The organism is Flavobacterium sp. Root186 (assembly GCF_001428525.1).
In the GTDB taxonomy this organism is placed as follows: Bacteria; Bacteroidota; Bacteroidia; order Flavobacteriales; family Flavobacteriaceae; genus Flavobacterium.
This window is the reverse complement of sequence record NZ_LMHW01000012.1, coordinates 177,049-196,370: the sequence shown is the minus strand read 5'-3', so window position 1 is coordinate 196,370 and position 19,322 is coordinate 177,049. Positions and strand designations below refer to the sequence as shown.

Genomic DNA, 19,322 nt, shown 5'->3' with positions numbered 1-19,322 from the left:
GTTTTTTATAATAAAATACCGTATAAATACGTATCGTGGTTTTGTGGGATTTTGGTAATCTTGCTTAAACAAATGTTAAAATAAAATATTAAACAATTATGGACAAGTTAGGCCAATCCATTCAAATCGCAACAGTTTTTTTTATCCTAAGTCTGGTATCAGAACGATTTATAACTTGGTTTAAGTTATACTTTTTTAAAAAAGGAAATACTTTATTAGGATTTTTTAATTGGGATGAAGATTATTCCGCTAAAAGCGATGATCCTGTTTTGGAAAAGAAACGTGAAGAAAAAATTCTTGCTTTGAATATTTCATTGAGCATCCTCATTGCATTTCTAATTAATGCTAATTTATTTACATTATTAAAAGGAGATCCAACAAACAGTTTAGGCTGGCAAAATTTTGAATTACATTATAAAGATGAAATTGATTGGTCTTTAATCTTTCTTGAATTAATTGGTTGCATAGTTGGGGGGTTATTAATGAGTTTAGGTTCTAAATTTTGGCATGACACATTAGATATGCTTTATTATACCAAAAATTTGAAAGATAAGTTGGTTGAGAAAGAAACCTATAAAATAAATACCCTTAAAGAATTAGATGAATGGATAGCTGTTAGTGAAGCCGATATTATACAAAAAGCATTTGAAGAACATAAGGCTACTTTAAAAAACTTAAAAAATGTTATTTCTGTCGGAATTAGTCATGATCAAAATAATTCAAAGTTTATATCAGTAGTCATTTCAGATACAGATATTCATTTAATTCCCACATCAATACCTTATTTTTTGCCAAATAACTTAGTTAAAACAATACCTGTAAAAGTATTCCCTTCTTCAAAAATTACTACTCAAAGTAATCAAATAACATTTGGGGATAATTTGGTCAATAATTCCAGACCTAATTTCTTTGGTTCATATGGATTAGCTGTAAAATTCAAGGGGAAAAACGATGCGTCTAATTTAATTTTGAGCTGTTATCATGTTGTAATAGGAAAAAATCATGATTTCAAAACTTTTAGATTTCAAAATGAAGAAGATATTATCTCTACAAGTAAAAAAGAAAAAACTGAAATAGGTACAATCAGAAATGCAGTTCGAAATAATCTAATTGATGCGGCAATAGTTGAAGTTGAAAAAAGTCTTTCGATATCAAACAATTTACCTAATGGGAAAAATATAAACAAAACCCGCAGTATTAGCTACTCAGAGCAATTTAATAATATTCCTGTTAGAATTTACGGTTTTCTAAACCAATCAAATACTGCTATGGGAAGTATACATTCTATAAATAATCATGCTACTATCGAATACACATTACCTAACAATGGAGGAAAAGAAGATTGGGATTTGTATGGACTTATTGCAATTAATAATGATGGTAAATCTATCTCACAACCTGGTGATTCTGGTGCGCCGTTATTAGATAATGATAACAATATTATTGGAATTATTGTTGCCGGAAGTGATACATTCACTTACGCTATACCCATTCAAAGCATTTTTGACCAACTAAATATCGAACTATTATGAAACCATTATTACAATTTAAAAAAATTATTGTTACTCTTTGTTTAATTATTTTCTTTATTCCAAAAATTAATGCTCAATCTACCGACATTAAATTTCGTCTTGAGGAAAATAAATGGAAAACACAAAGTACTGCTATTCCTAACGACAAGGATCTAATTGTAATTTTTGAATTAGATAATGTCAATGATTATACCTATCAATATTATGATACCACTGTTAGTAAATGGAAAACAGTCGATCAAATCATTCGAACTTCGGGTAGTAATAACTTTAAAATAACTAAAGAAATCTTAGGACAACAAAGTCCTAATCTTCGACTTAGTGTTCAAAAAGATCAGTCATTAATTGCTAATGAAATTACAATTGACATCACTAAGGTTAGTCCAAAACCTGATAATAATAATAATAATAATAATAATACTTCCACAGAAATATCTGGTTATGCTTTTCAAGATGCTTTGTTACTACAGAAATCAGTAGAAAAAAATGATGGGAAAATGATTTTAGACATTTTATCATCGTATAAAAAAGTTACAATAAATGAGCTCAATTTATCAACAGAATTTAAGGACAATAACTTTATACTTAATTATTTTGAATCAAAAAAAATAGTTTCCAAAGGAATTATAACATCCCAATCTGGTAGTAATTTATCAGAATCAATAATAAAAAATGCTTCTTCAATTGGAGGACTTGATGTTACTAAAATAGCTGATGGATTTGCTAAATTCATAGTAAAACGTACCAAAGAAGAATTGAGCATTGCCTTTTTTGAAAAATTTAAAAAAGAATTAGATAGTATCCCTAGTATTCAAACCGTTTTCCCTCAAACTTACAAATCTTTGAATGTTATCGATAAAGATATATATATGTTCAAAGCTTATATTCAAACCTTAAGAGAGGCTTTTGAATTCGATCTATCAAATTTACCTGAAAATCTACCAACAATTATTGACAATAATCCTGACTTCTTTGATAAACATTTAGAATTAAAAGCTTCATTGTTATCAAGTTTTTATCTGGCTGATCAAATTAAAAATGGCACGAACCCCGGAATAATTATAGAAGATTTCCCAGATGAAGAATGGGCAGACGCTTCGATTAATAAAAACTACCGCGCTACATTTAAAACCATAAAGTTATTCAGCAAATCATTTAGAAATTCAAATGGGGAAAATACATATTGGGTTGATTATTCAGAAATTAAAAAACTTTTTCAAAACGATGATTTATTAAAACTCTACTTAGGATTACTAGTTGAACAAGCTAGATTGGACAATATTATTTTTCAGAAAAAAGATAACGGAGATGAGAAATTATATAAAATTATTAATGATGCAGCTAATTTGCAGAAAAGTATTGATTCTTACAGAATTTTCGTAAAAGAAATTGCTCAAAAAACACAATCAATAGATCTAAAAATCAAAGAACTTCCTTCAATTAAAAATGACTCTCTAAAATTTGAAAAATATTATAGCATTATCTCAAATACTCTCGATTTAATGAGAAAAACGGTTAAAATTAAAACATTGCCACATTTTCCTATACTCAACATAAATATTAAAGATGACTCAAACCGTTACTTTGATATGGCACAAACTGCTGCTGATGCCGCAATTGATGTTAATAGAAGAAACTATACATCGGCCATAGTAAATATTGCAGAGCTTTATAACTTATCATCTGAAATTTATGGTAAAGATGATAAAAACTTACAAAGATTAAGTGACGATTTAGAAGCTAAAACTAAAACTGTAAACAGTCTCATTAATAATAAAGATAAAAAAAGTGAATTTATACAAGCTAAGAAAGAATTACTTGATTCTCAATTAAAAGTAGATGAATATATTGATGCAAACTATAAAAGTAAATATGCCGCATTTTTCAAATATGGTACTTTCATGGCCACAGTAACGCAAGCTAAAAATTCACAGCAAGTTGAAGAAGCAATAGAAGCATTTGCTTTACCAACAGGCTCAGCCCGAATTAAACGTGAAACTATGTTTAATGTAGCACTTAATGCCTATTGTGGTTTATTTTATGGAGGCGAGAAAATTAAAGGATTAGATAACTGCTATAAAGGCACTTATGGTGTAACTGCGCCTATAGGTATTTCAATAAGCTATGGAAAACAAAAAGTTCTTCCATTATCTAGTTTAAAGAAATATAAAGGTCATTGGTCACATACTGTCTTTCTATCAATAATAGATCTTGGCGCAATTACAGCATTCCGTTTTCAAGATGATGTAACAGAATCTGCTCCCAAAATAGAACTAAAAGATATTATTTCTCCAGGTATATTTTATTCGTTTGGTATCCCGAAATCACCATTGTCTGTTAATCTTGGTTATCAGGTAGGTCCATTATTAAGAAAAGTAACCGCTGCCGAGAACACTTATAGTAATAGTTATTCCAGACTAAGCATTGCATTTGTTGTAGATATACCAATACTTAATTTCTACACGAAATCGAAATAACTTCAAAAATAAAACACACACAAAAGCTGCAGAACAAAAAATTCTCGCAGCTTTTTTTATTCACAAAAAACTTCTCCAAAAACACAAAATCTTTACATTAGCATTACCAAAAAACAACCCCAAAATCTAAAAAAAATGAAAAACCTAATCCTACTATTCACACTTTTAATCACCACAATTTCATTTGCCCAAACCGAAAACCAGGTAAATCGCGAAGAAACCAAAACCGTTGACGACTATGAAAAAATAAATCAGGTCGTAATTGATTATGACAAAGAAGTATTCATTGCTGGAAAAGTTGAAGTAAATCCTGAATATCCGGGTGGTGAAAAAGCTATTTTTGCTTTTCTCGAAAAGAAAATTAAAATCAGTAAAGAAATACTCGAACAACAAGGTTCTCAAAAAGTATTTGCTCAGTTCATAATAGAAAAAAACGGGCGTTTAAGCGACATTAAAGTTTTAAGAAGTAACAGCCCTGAATTAACAAAAGAATTTACCAAAGCGCTTAAAGCAATGAAATGGAATCCCGCAAAACAAAATAACAGAATCGTAAGAAGCTCTTATATATTACCTTTTCAGGCTAAATAATTAATAAATGAATTGGATAATTCACCACACAGATAAACTAGATTTCCACACCAACTTAAAAGAATTATTAAAACCAATTTCATCAGAAATAGAATCGTTTAACTGGTTAATAAGTGATTTCGAATTTATATCAGATAAAATACTTCCAATACATCACGAAAAAGATTTTTTTGTTTTAACGAGTGAGGAATTTCGCGAAATCCTGAATTCTAATACACAATTAATTTGGGGCTTTGTATCTGGTTTTTCAAAAAACGAACAAATATCTTTTGATGAAAACAATCTGCCTTTTGTTGAAGGAAATGATCTAATTTGGGAAAATGGAAACTTTCAAATTGAAAACTCCATAATTGAAATTATTGCTTTTGACAGTTCATATTCTATTATAAAATTTAAAGACAAAAGCCTGTCTGATAAATTTAAAAACTATTTTCCAGAGGCAATTGATCCAGATAAATTTTCTTCTTTCAAAAAAAATCGCCATTCAAAATAATTTTCTTACATAAATAATTACCTTAGCGATCTAAGAAATGTTAATATAATTTGTTAGAAAATGTCCATCTTCAATTTCCTATTTAAAAAATCAGATTTAGAATGCCCCAGATGTCTTGGGAAAGGTTTTGTCGATTGGGATGATATCAGGCGTTTAAACAAACAATTAAAATGGGTCCCGGCTCCCTGCGCCTACTGCAATGGTTCTGGAAAAACTACTCAGGAAATGCTTTCAAAAGTTCCCGTAGATATAACTTACCTCACTATTGATTTGCCGGAATCTGAGATTGAAAAAATAAAGAATGGTGATGAAGAAACTCTGGAAAAAGGAAGACAAAAAGAACTTTTTTTAGAAAATCTTATAAAATATGTCCAGGATCATTTCCTAAATAAAAATATGGATGCCGAAACTATTGCAGATTTATACCTTCGTACAGAAAGTGAAAATGCCCTATTTTCGATAGAAAGAGAAAACCTAATACAATACATTCAGCAGATAATCGAGTTAAAAAAATCAGAACTCAATTAATCCAGAATTCAGAGCACCTTTGTCCCTTTGAGCCTCTGCTCCTTTAAACCTCAAAAAAACTAAAAACAGGTATAAATACGCATTGCCAGAATTTTAATAAGTAGTAAAATTGCTGTGAATAATTTTTTCTTTTAGAATATAGTCTTCCGCAAGGAAACTTGTAAATTTTGTCATTTTTTTTGAATCAAAAAGTGAGATTTCATATCGCTGGTAACGGTTAGAAATCTCACTTTTTCCTTTATTAATACTTCAATTTTATTGTTTTTTTTGTTTAAAAAAAGCAATTTGTTCATCTTGGTGCTGAATAATTTTTCTCAGACTTTCGATTGTTTCTTTTCGGGCTTCAGCCAGTTCTTTGTAATTAATTTCGTGTTCTGTAACTTTTTCAGTCTTTTTATAAACCTCTCCACTTTCACGTAGGGTATTTAATTTAATCATATCCCCTTCACCGGTTAAAAGCCATTCTACATCAATATCCGTGTATTTTTTTAAGATATTTTCTAACTTATCTACACCTATCGTTTTATTATGCTTTAACTGGCTCGCAAAAGAACCGTTAGACATACCCACCACTTTTTCAAAGGCACCCACTCTAATGCCTTTATAATCTAAATACTGTTTGATCCTATTTATAGTATTTTCTGTCATAATACGTCATTTTTATTTATAGAAATAATCTAATTCATACTCATTATTAAGAAATATCTTACTATATTTGTCTTACTTTTAATACAAATTAAGCAATGAGCAAAAATATAAAATCTAAGCCAAGTTACAATCAAGATGTGTTAAAGATTATTAAAGAAAAACACGGTTATTCTTACGATTATATTCGTAAATCGATTCGAGGGGATCGTGTAGGCATTAATTGCGATCTAATTAAAGCAGAATATAAGAGGCTTGACAACGAATACAAAATCGTGAGAGAGAGTCAGGTCAATAGATTAAAAAAAGAAAAAGACAGCAATAAATAAAATTATATCACATTAAAATATTTGGATCAAAATTACCAAAAAGAGCAGCAGAACTTTTCTCTGAGAGCAGACAAAAGCTTTAAATAAAAATCCTACTCCCTGTATTTAGGTTAATGCAATGAACCATCAAACATTATTTACAATATTAGTTATGCAGCTGATCCTGGCATAATCTAATGTATTTCTCTAAGAAACTAAGCCGTAAAGAAATATCTTTACGGCTTTTGTTTTTACTAATAGACAAACCCGTAAAGCTTCTATAAACCTGTCTACCAAAGCATTCTAATTTTATATATCTTTTAGCAATAATCAACTGCTGAATTATTTGCAACCTTTGTACCTTTGCGCTTCCACGCCAAAAAACAAATTAAAGCCCAGGATCGATATGGCACGAGAACATTATATTCCGTTTAATAAAGAATTCTTACTCGAACAGCAAATTGCAGCTTTCGCTGATGACAAACACAAAGTTGATGATTTTAAAAAGTTATTCGATATTATTGAGCATTACTATCATTATGAATCTTTTAATCTTAACCGAAACTTAAAACAAAACTACGCACTCTATGATCCGGATTTAAGCGAAAAAGAACGCGAAGGTTTTATAGACAAGAGTAATTTTTCTGTTTTTAAAGAAACGTTGCTTACTGTTTTAGAACGGGGCAATTATTACAGAATCGATCAGGAAACTTTAAAAGAAGCCTTCACAGAATCAGACTTAATAGGTTTAAATCTTGCCATTGATTTTCATGCTTTTAAGGATTACGAATTATACGTTCGTGGTCACCATAAAGCAAAAGAAACGGTTAAGAAATATTATTTTTGGAAGAAAGAAGTTGAAATCGAATATTATGATCGTGTTCTTATTTATCTCAATTACAGCGACGCCGATTATTTGACCCAGAAAAAAGTCAAGTTAGGAAAAATGCCAATTGATCCGGGATCTATAGCCTTAAAAATATTTAAGCGTGTTCCTAAAAACGACCTCGAAACGATTTTTCCAAATGCAATTCCAAAAATGTCTTTGAAAGACAAATTATTACTTTGGGTTCCGGGAGTTTTTGGAGGTATTTCATTATTAAGCGCCAAAGTAATTCCGGCCTTAATAAACATGTACAATGCATATCAAACCGGAGAAACAATCGATTTACTAAACAGTAAAACCTCATTAAATCAAGGTTTAATTGCTTTAGGAATTTTAGCTGCTTACTGCTTCCGCCAATACAATAACTTCATAAACAAGAAAATTAGATATTCTAAAATGCTTTCAGACAGTTTGTATTTTAAAAATGTCGGAAACAACAGCGGTGCTTTTTATTCTCTTTTAAATTCATCTGAAGAAGAAGCCTTAAAAGAAACTATTTTAGCTTATACCTTTTTAAATAAAAGTCAAAATCCTTTAACTGCCGAGGAGCTGGATTATCAAATTGAATCTTGGTTTGTCTCTCAATTAAATACCGAATTGGATTTTGATGTAAACGATGCTTTATTAAAATTAAAAAGTATTGGTTTAGGAATAGAAACCAATGGAAAATGGGAAGTTATTCCGTTAAATGAAGCGCTTGTTACAATCGATGAATTGTGGGATAACGTTTTTGAATACAATCAAAAATAAGTCTTAGATTATTTTTACCTAAAAAACCAAAAATGTACAGCTATAAATGTTCCTGCTGCGGAGAAACTTTTGATGAAATACCATTGTGTTTTGGCAATGAATTTCCAGCTTACTATTTTGCTATTCCGCCCGAAGAAAGAGAACAGCGAATTGAATATGGCGGCAGCTGGTGTTATGTCGATGAAGAACATTTTTTTCACCGCGGAAGATTAACAATTCCAATAATTGACTATCCCGAAAATTTAGTTTTTAATGTCTGGACAACCATAAGCGAAGACAATTTCTGCCTGCGAATGGATTTATGGGAAGATCCTAATAGAATTCATCAGGAACCTTATTTTGGATGGATGCAGACTGATGTGCCAACTTATGGCAAAACAATTTCACTAAAAAGTATTGCCATCGAGCAAGGGTTAGGATTGATTCCTGAAATAAAAATGATCGAAGAAAATCATCCTTTGACTATTGATCAGGAAAACGGAATAACATTTCAAAAAGCCATTTCTATCATAGATGAAATTATGAAAATACAGCACGGTAAAACCTAAAGGAAATTTTACTAGATTTACGTAAACTAACCTTAAAACCACAACAATGAGAACATTAGATCAATGGTTTGCAGAATATGCCGTAAGTCATCAAAACCCAAAAAACAAAGCCATACATTATATTTGTGTTCCTGCAATTTACTTTTCTATTGTGGGATTATTAATGAGTATTCCAAGCGGTATTATTGCCAATACTTTAAAACTAAATGCGCCAATTATCGAAAATTGGGCTTTTGTGGTGTTACTTTTTGTTCTTGTTTTCTACATTAGACTTTCCGTTTCAATGGCCGTAAAAATTGCGATTTTTTCAGGAATTTGTTTAGTTATTAATTATTATATCGGGCAGATTTTTCCGTTATGGATATTCTCTATCGGCGTTTTTGCAATCGCTTGGATTGGGCAATTCTATGGACATAATATCGAAGGCAAAAAACCTTCATTCTTAAAGGATCTTCAGTTTTTATTAATTGGTCCGGCCTGGGTTGTAGAGAATCTGTTTTCAAGAAAGTAACGATTCTCTGACTTTAAATCCATTACAAAATTAATTTATCTTTATAATTCAAAACTTTAGCTTCAGGTTATGAAAATAAATACTAAAGAAATAAAGATTGAAAATTATGATATTTTTACGTACCGGAGAATCAGGCGGGCGATTGGTTATTTAGGTTTTTTACTCCCTATATTTTTGGTTGGATTTTCTTTGATTCCCTTTTTTCAAACCAAAATCCAGCCTTCTGTCAGCGATTATTACTATACCAATTTAAGGGAAATTTTTACCGGAACTTTATGCGCCGTAGGTTTATTTTTGATTCGGTATAAAGGCCACGGAAATAAATCAATTTTAAAAAACGATAATTTACTCACCAATATTGCAGGAATTATGGCAATTGGTGTTGCACTCGTTCCCACAAATCCCGAAAATATTTCACAAAAAATCTACACCATAATTCCGTTAACCGAAAAATGGCTCGGCTGGCTGCACTATGGTTTTGCAGCGGTGCTTTTTTTGATATTAGCTTTGCTTGCTATTAATGTTTTTACAATTACTCAGGAAAAATATATCAAAACACCTAAAAGCATTTTAAACGAAAATAATATTTACAGAACCTGCGGTTATATTATTTTGATTTCTGTGATTTTAGTTCCGGTTTCAGAAAATTTAAAACTGTTTACTTATTCTACTCTGGTTCTTGAAGCGCTGGGTCTTTTTGCGTTTGGAACCGCTTGGCTTATAAAAGGGCGCGCATTAGGTGATCAGGGCAAAATTGGGCAAAAACTATATCAGGAAAACAATCCTGTTGATACTGAAAAAGTATTCGAAGAATAATGACATATTGAGTATAAATTCTGCTGGTATATTTTTTGGATATTAATCAACTTAACTGTTATCAATTCTAAAATCTATATATCATGAAATTAACTTATTACGGACATTCTTGTTTTTCTGTTTTTGCAAATGGAAAGCATCTTCTCTTCGACCCTTTTATTACGCCAAACGAATTAGCAAAACACATTAACGTCGACGAAATAAAGGCTGATTATATTTTTATTTCGCACGCACATTACGATCATATTCTTGATGTAGAAAGAATTGCAAAAAATACCGGAGCGAAAGTTCTGGGAAATTTTGAAATTTACAACTGGCTCTTAAAAAACGGAATCGAAAACGCACACCCAATTAATCCGGGCGGGAAATTCAGTTTTGATTTTGGAACTGTCAAATGTGTAATCGCACAGCATCCGAGCAGTTTTATGGACGGAAGTTATGGAGGAATTGCAACTGGTTTTGTTCTCACAACTGTTGACGGAAATTTCTATTACAGCGGCGATACGGCTTTAACTTTAGACATGAAACTGATTCCGAAATTTACTAAACTTGATTTTGCCGTTTTCCCAATTGGCGACGGGTTAACAATGGGAATTGAAGAGGCAATTGAAGCTTCAAAACTGGTTGAAGTTGATAAAATATTGGGCGTTCATTATGACACTTTTGGTTTCATTAAAATGGATCATCAAAAAGCTTTAAGTGATTTTAAAAATGCAAATCTTAATCTTTATTTACCTAAAATTGGTGACACAATCGAAATCTAATATTTTCTATATTTCGCAAAAAACACCACTTTTTAGCGAAATAAAAATAGAAGTATAATTGCTCAAATCCTGTAAAGGTTTGATTTGTAAATAAAATTTTCAAAGGCATTAAAATTGTTTTAGTAATTCATTATTAACCAAAATTTAAACCAATGAGCACAAAAATAAACGCATCAAATTCAGAAACAAAATTTGCAGAACTTTCAGGTCGAACAATCGCTTACAGATCAATTGGTGAGGGAAATCCAATTATCTTAATTAATCGTTTTAGAGGGACACTGGACACCTGGGATCCGTTGTTTTTAGATCTCCTTGCAGAAAAACATCAGGTTGTTACTTTTGATTATTCGGGAATTGGATATTCAACAGGAACACTTCCAACAGATATTAAAATTGTAGCCAAAGATGTGAAAGATCTGGCTGATTTTCTAAAAATTCAAAAAGTAGTCTTAATGGGATGGTCTTACGGCGGATTAGTTACACAAGCTGCTACATTTCAATATCCTGAACTTGCTACGCATACAATATTGTTAGGAACAGGTCCTGTAGGCGAAAGAGTTGTTCCCTTGGAACAGGCATTTCTGGACTCTGCTTTAAAACCTGTTAATGATTTTAACGATGAAATTACATTATTCTTCGAACCTGAATCCGAAGAAAGCAAAAAAGCCGCAAAAGCTTCTCATGACCGAATTGCTACAAGAATTGATGTTTCTAAAATTCCGTCGACTATGGATGTTTTCCAGTTGTATTTTTCAGGAGGTGAAGGTGCTGTTGCAGACAAGGATAATTTTAGAGATAAATTGAAAACAACCAAAACACCCATATTAATTATTTCCGGAGATCACGATATTAGTTTTGCTGTAGAAAATTGGTACCCGCTGACCAAACAGCTTCCAACATCACAGTTAATTGTTCTGCCGCAAACAGGGCATGCTCCTCAGCATCAAAATATTCCACTGGTAGTAAATTACATCGATAATTTTTTACAGAACACGAAATAGATTTCCGGAAATTAAATTGATTATAAATTGAAAAAGGCTTTTAATCTAATTGTTGATTAAAAGCCTTTTTCAATTTATCAGAACTGATTTTGTAACAATTTTGATTTTAAAATCTGAAGAAGTATTGTTTTCTATATCTTACCAAAAAGGAGTAAATTATCTAGATAAACATTTCTTATATTGGCATAACAAAAAACACTCGTATTTTTTAATAATCCTTTAAATGAATTTCACTAATAAAGCACTTTTAAACTCAACAATAATTGCCCTAAATATGACCCAAATTTATATAAACCTATAACAAATTTAAATGAACCAAAAAAAATCTTCAGTTGATCCTCTAATAAAAGTTATTTTTTTACTTAAAAATTTAGGATTCTTATTTGTATTAGTGGTACTATTCGCAATTTGTTGTAATAACACTTACGACAGAATTTATGGAGACAGCCATTATAAAAACAAAATAGAAAATTTATTAAAAAACGGAAAAACAATACTTGCAGAACTCGACGATAATTATGTCACAACACAAATTAAAAGTGGTAATTATTATGAATATTCATATGAATTTAAATACAGTTTTAAAATAAATGATAAAGTTTATAATAATGAATTCACAACCGAAGAATTTATTCCAAAAGATCCTAACCGACTAATTAAATATTTGACAGTACATTATTTACCGGAAGATCCAGATGTTAATCAAATTGATGCCGAAGTAGAATATGATTATGCAAAAGAAAAAGTTGATGAACACGGTATTGGGATGCTTCTTTTAAATATTTTTGGTTTATTTATAACCTTCATTTTAATTTTATATATGATAATTGTTATCAGGGATAAAATTAAAAACATAGATCAGCCTATTGAAAACACGTATCAAAAAGCTCAATTTTATAATGAAGTTAGTCAAAAAACAGATTATTCAAACTTAAGATGATTTACTTCTGTTAACTTTAATAAAGACAAAATCGAAAAGCTTTTTACGATTATTTTCCTTAGTTTATCAATATTTCTGTGTAGTTAATTAAATTTGTACATCCACAAAATCAATATATTATGAGAAAAATAATTGTTTTGTCAATGATTTCGCTAGATGGGGTTATGCAGGCTCCGGGCGGACCAAAAGAAGATAAATCAGACGGATTTAAATTTGGCGGCTGGACAGCACCATTTGGCGATGAAGTTTATAGTAAAGCTGTAGCCAATGAAATAAAACCTGCCGATTATCTTTTAGGCAGAAAGACTTTTGAAATCTGGGAAGAGTACTGGCCTAAAAACAAAGAATTTTGGCCGGGAATTAATGAAGGAAACAAATACATTCTCTCTAAAACCAGAAAAAAATCAGATTGGAAAAATTCTAATTTCATCAAAAGTCTGGCCGATATAAAGAAACTTAAAGCTTCAGAAGGTTTGGACATTCAGGTTTGGGGAAGCAGTGAACTTGTTCATTTATTATTGAAAAATGATTTAGTAGATGAACTTAAATTGAAAATTCATCCTTTATTGCTTGGTAAAGGAAAAAAGCTTTTTGACAATACAGCGCATCCATCAGGATTTACTTTAACAGAAAGTACTGTAACTACAACCGGAGTCATTTTAGCCAGTTATAAACGTGCGGGAGATGTCAAAACAGGAAATGCGGGAGAAACTATTAAATAATTAACCTTATAAAACCAAAATATCAAAAACATGGAAAACAAAAACAATGTACCAGTATTTACTTTTACTATTGTTGCAATCATTTTAGTTGCAGCGCTCTATAAGCAATTCGACTTTGAAACACTAAAATTTGAAAAACCGGCACTGGCAATTGTGTATAGTATTGTTTTTGTGTTTTCAGTTATTGTTTTGATTAAAAATTTTAGAAAAAAACGATCTGATAAATAATTAAGTTTTAAAGATTTCACATACTGCTTAAAAGAAAAACTTTGAAAAGCAAAGGTTGTTATCTAGCTCTCGTCGCTTTTATCAATTTCTCATTACGTTTATCTGCTCTTGAATTTTGTAAAGAAATCACGGCCCAAATTGCTGCAGGAATCCAGCCAATCAAAGTTACCTGCAGAATTAAACAGATAATGGCAGTAAAAATTTTACCTCTAAATAAAAAAGAAAGGGACGGAAAAAATATTGCAATTAGTGTCATCATAAATATTTTTATTGTTTTTATTAATGATTAAAATAGTTGTATTATAATGAGTTTTTCAATGTTTCAATAACTTCATTTTCGTTGTCTGTAATTAATCCTCCATAGACATTTAAAATGATACCATTTTTATCTAATATAATAGTCATTGGTAAAGCATTTATTTTTAATTCATTAAGAAGTGGAAATAATGAATCTGTAATCTGGTCATAATCAAATTTATGTTTTTTGAGAAAATTCTCGACATCTACAGAACTATCAACTGTAATAGCCACAAAATTTACTGAATTATTAAACTGTTGCTTAATTCTGTTCAAATCAGGGAATTCTTTAATACAAGGTTCGCAATTTATGGACCAAAAATTAATTAATGATGCTTTACCTTTTAGATAATTTTCATCATAATTTTTACCTTCCTTATTTTTGAATTTTTGAATTTCGAATGCAGTACCAATTTTCTTTTTATGTTTCGTAAATGGATTTAAATAATCTAATTTAACCTCTTTTATGATTGAATCATTTCTTATAATGCCTGCTTCTACTCCAACATTTATATTTCCTGTTTCAATCATATCATTTTTTTTCCTGTTGAAAGTTTTTTCATCCAAGATTGTACCATCAGGCATTTTAAAAAAATTAGTTTGAGCTAATATAGAATTTGAAATAAATAATAAAAATAGAATGGTTTTAATTTTAATCATAATTAAGTTTAATTGTGCTATTAAAATACTGTAATTTAATTAATTATTTTAGAAATCAATATATAAACAAAGTAATTGTTTTACTCTACTAATAGAATATAAATTTAGGTTTAAAAATTAAAGACGATAATGGATTTCGAACCTAAATTTGCCATAAATGCTGATTTTTCAAAAATTAAAAATTTAGAAAATCATTTTCAAACTATAAAAAGGAAAGCCTGAGAATATAAATTCTCAGGCTTTTTATAAGTGACCCCGGAGGGGTTCGAACCCCCAACCCTCAGAGCCGAAATCTGATATTCTATCCAGTTGAACTACGAGGTCATTTTATTTTAGGTTTATGATTTTAGAATTCAGATTCAATCTAAAATCTGAACTCTAAAATCTAATTTTTTTTACGAAAGTAATTTTTTCACAATTGTAGAAATAGTTTTTCCTTCAGCAGTTCCGCCTAATTGAGCAGAAGCTAATCCCATAACTTTACCCATTGAAGCAATTCCAGAAGCCCCAGTTTCAGCGATAATTTTTGCAACTACAGCTTCTACTTCTTCTTCACTTAACTGTGCTGGTAAAAACTTCTCGATTACCGCAACCTGAGCTAATTCTGGTTCAGCTAAGTCAGGACGGTTTTGCTCTGTAAAGATTCTTGCGCTTTCTTTACGGGTTTTAACTAATCTTTGAAGTAATTTAATTTCATCATCTTCTGATAATTCTTCTTTAGATCCAGAAGCTGTCGAAGCTAATAATAATTCAGATTTAATTGCTCTTAAAGATTCTAATGCTACTGTATCTTTTGCTTTCATGGCAGTTTTAATCTCTTCCATGATTTGTGTTTGTAAACTCATCTTTTATTTTTTATTTGAATAAGCTAGTGCTTATAAATTGATTTCTGTATTGAAAATGTTCTCGACTAATTGTAATTTTTTAGAATCTGTCAGGCTGAGTCCATTCGGCTACGCTCAGGATAAACTTTGTCGAAGCCCATTTAGCTATTAAGCCTTCGACTTCGCTCAGGATGACAATATTGATTTTATTTATTACTTTTTAAAGTCAAATTTCTAAATTCTGTGCGAAGATAAAAAAAATAACCCGAAAATTAAATCCAATTTTCGGGCTATCCTAATATTATGATTGTAAAATTAATCTACGTTGTCGTGCAAAAATGAATTGTTTGAACGCAATTGCAAATCGTTGTTACTATCTGTTCCAACCGAAATTCTTGAATTTGTATTGTTTGATTGAGAATTCGATAAATCGATTCCTAATCTTTTGTAAGCCGGCTCTTTTTCCAACTCATCGATTCTTGAAACGTTATTGTGGAATTTATAATTAAATTCTTTTAGTTTCTTTCTTCTTTCTTCAGCTCTTAAACGAAGTGTTTCCTCAATTGTCAATTCCATTGGAGAAACTTCTGAAGTTGTTGTAAAATCAGGCTGACTTGCAAAATCAACTCTTGGTTTTAAAGTAATGTTCAATTCCTCAGGAACTGTATCTTCTATCACCTTTTCAACTGGTTTTGAAGCAGTCAATTCGTTTTCAACTTCCATATATTCTTCTAAAGAATATTTGATAATTCCGTTATCAGAAAGTTCTGTTACAGGTACAAATGAAACAGGATCGTTAACTTTAATGTTACGGGTTTCGTTTGTTAGCTCAAACATGATTTTATTTTCCTGCTCTGCAGCTGGTTCTCTTTTCACTTCTGGCTCAGACTTGAAAAGCGGTAAATCAAATGAAAAAGTAGTTTGTTCCTCTCTTTCAAAAGTTCTTTGCTGTACAGGTTTTACTTCCTGAACAGTTTGTGCTGCCGGAGTTGAAATTTTAAAATCAATATCAGTAATTGGCGAAACGATTTCAAACGTAACATCCAGGTTTTTAATAAACTCAGACATTACTACCAATTCTTCCTGATTAATTGTTGGCGTTGTTACTGGCGCAACCGGAGTTTGAATTACGGGAGCAACCGTATCTTCCATTAAATCAAAAACTACTTTTTCTTCTGTTTTTGCAGTAGGTGTCTCTGCATTTAAATCAAAAGAAGTAAGCGGTCTGTTCGTTAAATTATGAACACTTCTTTGCTCATCTTCTAACGTGTGTATGATTTTTTTAGGCTCCGTATTAACGATTTCGTTTTGTTGTTCAACATCAAAACCAGTCGCAATGATAGTTACAGCAATAGCCTCACCAAGAGTTTCGTCTTCACCAACTCCCATGATAATATTTGCATTGTAACCTGCTTCTGCCTGAATATGATCGTTGATTTCTCCGATTTCGTCAAGCGTTATTTCGTTAGATCCAGAAACGATAAGCAACAATACGTTTTTGGCACCTGTAATTTTATTGTCATTTAATAATGGAGAATCTAATGCAGATACAATCGCATCTTTTGCTCTGTTTTCTCCTTCTGCCACAGCAGATCCCATAATAGCCGTTCCGCTGTTTGCCAAAACTGTTTTAGCATCGCGTAAATCGATATTTTGAGTATAGTGGTGCGTAATTACTTCAGCAATACCTCTAGAGGCTGTTGCCAAAACTTCATCTGCTTTTGAGAATCCTGCTTTGAAACCAAGGTTTCCGTAAACTTCTCTTAATTTATTGTTGTTAATTACAATTAAAGAGTCGACTTGTTTACGTAATTTTTCGATTCCCAATAAAGCTTGTTCCTGACGTACTTTCCCTTCAAATTGAAACGGAATTGTCACGATGCCTACCGTAAGGATTTCTCTTTCTTTTGCTAATTGTGCAATTACGGGAGCGGCACCTGTACCGGTTCCTCCACCCATACCTGCGGTAATAAATACCATTTTAGTACCACGGTCTAACATTTTTTCAATGTCGGCGATACTTTCAATAGCAGACTGCTGTCCTACATCAGGATTTGCTCCTGCTCCTAAACCTTCAGTTAAATTCATACCTAACTGAATTTTATTAGGTACTGAACTATTTTGCAATGCTTGTGAATCGGTATTACAAACGATAAAATCTACACCTTTAATACCTTGCTTAAACATGTGGTTAATCGCGTTACTACCACCTCCACCTACACCTATTACTTTGATTACATTTGATTGATTTTTCGGTAAATCAAATGAAATACTTCCAAATTCTGAGTTGCTCATCATCTTTTTGGTTTTTTGAAATTCTTATTTAGTACATTTTTTACTTCTTGACTTGGGGCAAAAAGTAATCCTTTTCTCTTATTATTCGGCTTATATTTACTCAGCGTTGTCTAAAAAATCTTTGATTTTGTCGACATATCTATCAAAAAATGATCTTCTTATTTTTGTTTCTGTAGATTCTGCTGTAACCTTGTTTGTTTTCACTTCTCTTGGTTCTTCAATAGTTTCTACTTTCTCAACGTAGTTTTCTTCAACTTCGTATCGCTGCTGAACTGGCGGCGGTGCATTTCTGTAAACTACTTTTGGCTGCTCATTTACTATTTCCATTCTAACAGCACTCTGTGTACTGTTTTCTATACTGTTCATTACTAAACCAACTGCTGTTGCAAACAATGGACTCGAAATTTCTTCGCTTGAATTCCCGGCTAAATGCTCATTTGGATACCCAATTCTGGTATCCATTCCGGTAATGTACTCCACTAATTGTTTAATATGTTTTAGCTGAGCTCCACCACCTGTAAGAACGATTCCTGCAATTAATTTTTTGCGGGGATCTTCGTGTCCGTAAGCTTTGATTTCTGCAAAAACCTGTTCTACAATTTCCACCACACGGGCGTGAATAATTTTAGATAAGTTTTTAAGCGAAATCTCTTTCGGCTCTCTTCCTCTTAAACCTGGAATAGAAACAATTTCGTTGTCTTTATTTTCTCCCGGCCAAGCTGATCCGAATTTTATTTTTAAAAGCTCAGCCTGTTTTTCAATAATCGAACAGCCTTCTTTAATGTCATCTGTAATTACATTTCCTCCAAAAGGAATTACTGCAGTATGACGAATGATTCCATCTTTAAAAATAGCTAAATCTGTTGTTCCGCCTCCAATATCGATAAGCGCAACTCCAGCTTCTTTTTCTTCCTGACTTAAAACTGCATCTGCCGACGCTAATGGTTCTAATGTCAATCCTGATAATTCGATTCCTGAACTCTGAATACATCTTCCAACATTTCTGATCGAAGAGGCCTGTCCTACTACAACATGAAAACTAGATTCTAATCTTCCGCCGTACATTCCGATTGGTTCTTTTATTTCGGATTGCCCGTCTATTTTAAATTCCTGCGGCAAAACGTGAATAATTTCTTCTCCCGGTAACATTGCCAGTTTATTAACCTGATCGATTAAAAGCTGAATATCTTTTTCGCCAATTACTTCCTCCGGATTGTTACGGCTGATGTAATCTGTATGCTGAATACTTCTTATATGCTGTCCGGCGATACCCACCACAACATCTTTTATTTTGTAACCTGAATTATTTTCTGCTTCAAGTATTGCTTGCTGAATCGATTGAATAGTCTGCGTAATGTTGTTTACAACACCTCTCGCAACACCCAGACTTTTGGATTTCCCAATACCCAAAATTTCCAGTTTGCCATATTCATTCTTCTTGCCTATCATGGCAACTATCTTTGTCGTTCCAATATCTAGACCTACTGCAATGTTATCTTTTTCCATTTT

21 protein-coding genes and 1 tRNA gene are annotated in these 19,322 nt (G+C 31.5%); 15 read left to right on the top strand and 7 right to left on the bottom strand.

From position 1 onward, the window contains the following. The first annotated feature begins 98 nt into the window (after positions 1-98). From ASD98_RS12095 to ASD98_RS12075, 5 genes are all read left to right on the top strand, one after another. Positions 99-1,532, top strand: coding sequence for a hypothetical protein (locus ASD98_RS12095; protein ID WP_056204896.1), 1,434 nt, complete (start codon positions 99-101; stop codon positions 1,530-1,532). Further along, positions 1,529-4,009 (top strand): hypothetical protein, encoded by a 2,481-nt coding sequence (locus tag ASD98_RS12090; protein WP_056204893.1) that lies wholly within the window; start codon positions 1,529-1,531, stop codon positions 4,007-4,009. Before ASD98_RS12095 ends, ASD98_RS12090 begins: the two co-directional genes overlap by 4 nt. 135 nt (positions 4,010-4,144) lie before the next feature. Then, entirely contained in the window at positions 4,145-4,597 is a 453-nt protein-coding gene (locus ASD98_RS12085) for an energy transducer TonB (RefSeq protein WP_056204888.1), read from the top strand. A 7-nt stretch (positions 4,598-4,604) separates the two neighbouring features. Beyond that, complete coding sequence (locus tag ASD98_RS12080) at positions 4,605-5,090, top strand: hypothetical protein (protein ID WP_056204885.1); 486 nt, start codon at positions 4,605-4,607, stop codon at positions 5,088-5,090. A gap of 60 nt (positions 5,091-5,150) precedes the next feature. Continuing rightward, the gene (locus ASD98_RS12075) at positions 5,151-5,618 is read left to right on the top strand and encodes a hypothetical protein (protein ID WP_056204883.1); all 468 of its coding nucleotides are present in this window, start codon (positions 5,151-5,153) and stop codon (positions 5,616-5,618) included. Positions 5,619-5,873: 255 nt separating this feature from the next. Here the strand turns inward: ASD98_RS12075 and ASD98_RS12070 are convergent, their stop codons facing one another. Continuing rightward, positions 5,874-6,266 (bottom strand): hypothetical protein, encoded by a 393-nt coding sequence (locus ASD98_RS12070; RefSeq protein WP_199866291.1) that lies wholly within the window; start codon positions 6,264-6,266, stop codon positions 5,874-5,876. Positions 6,267-6,361: 95 nt separating this feature from the next. On the opposite strand from ASD98_RS12070, the gene ASD98_RS12065 reads away from it, so the two are divergent. The 10 genes from ASD98_RS12065 to ASD98_RS12020 all read left to right on the top strand — a co-directional run bounded on the left by ASD98_RS12065 (position 6,362) and on the right by ASD98_RS12020 (position 13,737). Further along, entirely contained in the window at positions 6,362-6,592 is a 231-nt protein-coding gene (locus ASD98_RS12065) for a hypothetical protein (RefSeq protein WP_056204879.1), read from the top strand. Between the two features lie 385 nt (positions 6,593-6,977). Beyond that, positions 6,978-8,207, top strand: coding sequence for a TMEM143 family protein (locus ASD98_RS12060; protein WP_056205438.1), 1,230 nt, complete (start codon positions 6,978-6,980; stop codon positions 8,205-8,207). A 32-nt stretch (positions 8,208-8,239) separates the two neighbouring features. Next, the gene (locus ASD98_RS12055; RefSeq protein ID WP_056204876.1) at positions 8,240-8,755 is read left to right on the top strand and encodes a DUF2199 domain-containing protein; all 516 of its coding nucleotides are present in this window, start codon (positions 8,240-8,242) and stop codon (positions 8,753-8,755) included. Between the two features lie 46 nt (positions 8,756-8,801). Continuing rightward, positions 8,802-9,266 carry a DUF962 domain-containing protein gene (locus tag ASD98_RS12050; RefSeq protein ID WP_056204873.1) on the top strand — a complete coding sequence of 155 codons (465 nt, stop codon included), beginning with the start codon at positions 8,802-8,804 and terminating at the stop codon, positions 9,264-9,266. Positions 9,267-9,335: 69 nt separating this feature from the next. Beyond that, a complete protein-coding gene (locus ASD98_RS12045) occupies positions 9,336-10,082 on the top strand; it encodes a hypothetical protein (protein WP_056204870.1) in 747 nt (248 codons plus the stop codon). Between the two features lie 83 nt (positions 10,083-10,165). Beyond that, positions 10,166-10,846, top strand: coding sequence for a metal-dependent hydrolase (locus tag ASD98_RS12040; protein WP_056204867.1), 681 nt, complete (start codon positions 10,166-10,168; stop codon positions 10,844-10,846). Positions 10,847-10,998: 152 nt separating this feature from the next. Continuing rightward, on the top strand, positions 10,999-11,847 hold the full coding sequence (locus tag ASD98_RS12035; RefSeq protein WP_056204864.1) for an alpha/beta fold hydrolase: 849 nt from the start codon (positions 10,999-11,001) through the stop codon (positions 11,845-11,847). Between the two features lie 310 nt (positions 11,848-12,157). Continuing rightward, positions 12,158-12,787 (top strand): hypothetical protein, encoded by a 630-nt coding sequence (locus ASD98_RS12030; protein ID WP_056204862.1) that lies wholly within the window; start codon positions 12,158-12,160, stop codon positions 12,785-12,787. 119 nt (positions 12,788-12,906) lie between these two features. After that, on the top strand, positions 12,907-13,509 hold the full coding sequence (locus ASD98_RS12025; protein WP_056204860.1) for a dihydrofolate reductase family protein: 603 nt from the start codon (positions 12,907-12,909) through the stop codon (positions 13,507-13,509). Positions 13,510-13,539: 30 nt separating this feature from the next. After that, on the top strand, positions 13,540-13,737 hold the full coding sequence (locus ASD98_RS12020; RefSeq protein WP_056204857.1) for a hypothetical protein: 198 nt from the start codon (positions 13,540-13,542) through the stop codon (positions 13,735-13,737). 58 nt (positions 13,738-13,795) lie between these two features. Here ASD98_RS12020 and ASD98_RS12015 read toward each other — a convergent pair whose 3' ends face one another. From ASD98_RS12015 to ftsA, 6 genes are all read right to left on the bottom strand, one after another. After that, a complete protein-coding gene (locus ASD98_RS12015) occupies positions 13,796-13,993 on the bottom strand; it encodes a YqaE/Pmp3 family membrane protein (protein WP_056204855.1) in 198 nt (65 codons plus the stop codon). 44 nt (positions 13,994-14,037) lie between these two features. Beyond that, positions 14,038-14,694, bottom strand: coding sequence for a TlpA disulfide reductase family protein (locus ASD98_RS12010; RefSeq protein ID WP_056204853.1), 657 nt, complete (start codon positions 14,692-14,694; stop codon positions 14,038-14,040). Between the two features lie 250 nt (positions 14,695-14,944). Beyond that, positions 14,945-15,018, bottom strand: a tRNA-Arg gene (locus tag ASD98_RS12005). A 71-nt stretch (positions 15,019-15,089) separates the two neighbouring features. After that, positions 15,090-15,539, bottom strand: coding sequence for a GatB/YqeY domain-containing protein (locus ASD98_RS12000; protein ID WP_056204850.1), 450 nt, complete (start codon positions 15,537-15,539; stop codon positions 15,090-15,092). 294 nt (positions 15,540-15,833) lie between these two features. Next, the gene (gene ftsZ, locus ASD98_RS11995; protein WP_056204848.1) at positions 15,834-17,816 is read right to left on the bottom strand and encodes a cell division protein FtsZ; all 1,983 of its coding nucleotides are present in this window, start codon (positions 17,814-17,816) and stop codon (positions 15,834-15,836) included. Between the two features lie 93 nt (positions 17,817-17,909). Next, complete coding sequence (ftsA, locus tag ASD98_RS11990) at positions 17,910-19,319, bottom strand: cell division protein FtsA (protein WP_056204846.1); 1,410 nt, start codon at positions 19,317-19,319, stop codon at positions 17,910-17,912. Between the last annotated feature and the right edge of the window lie 3 nt (positions 19,320-19,322).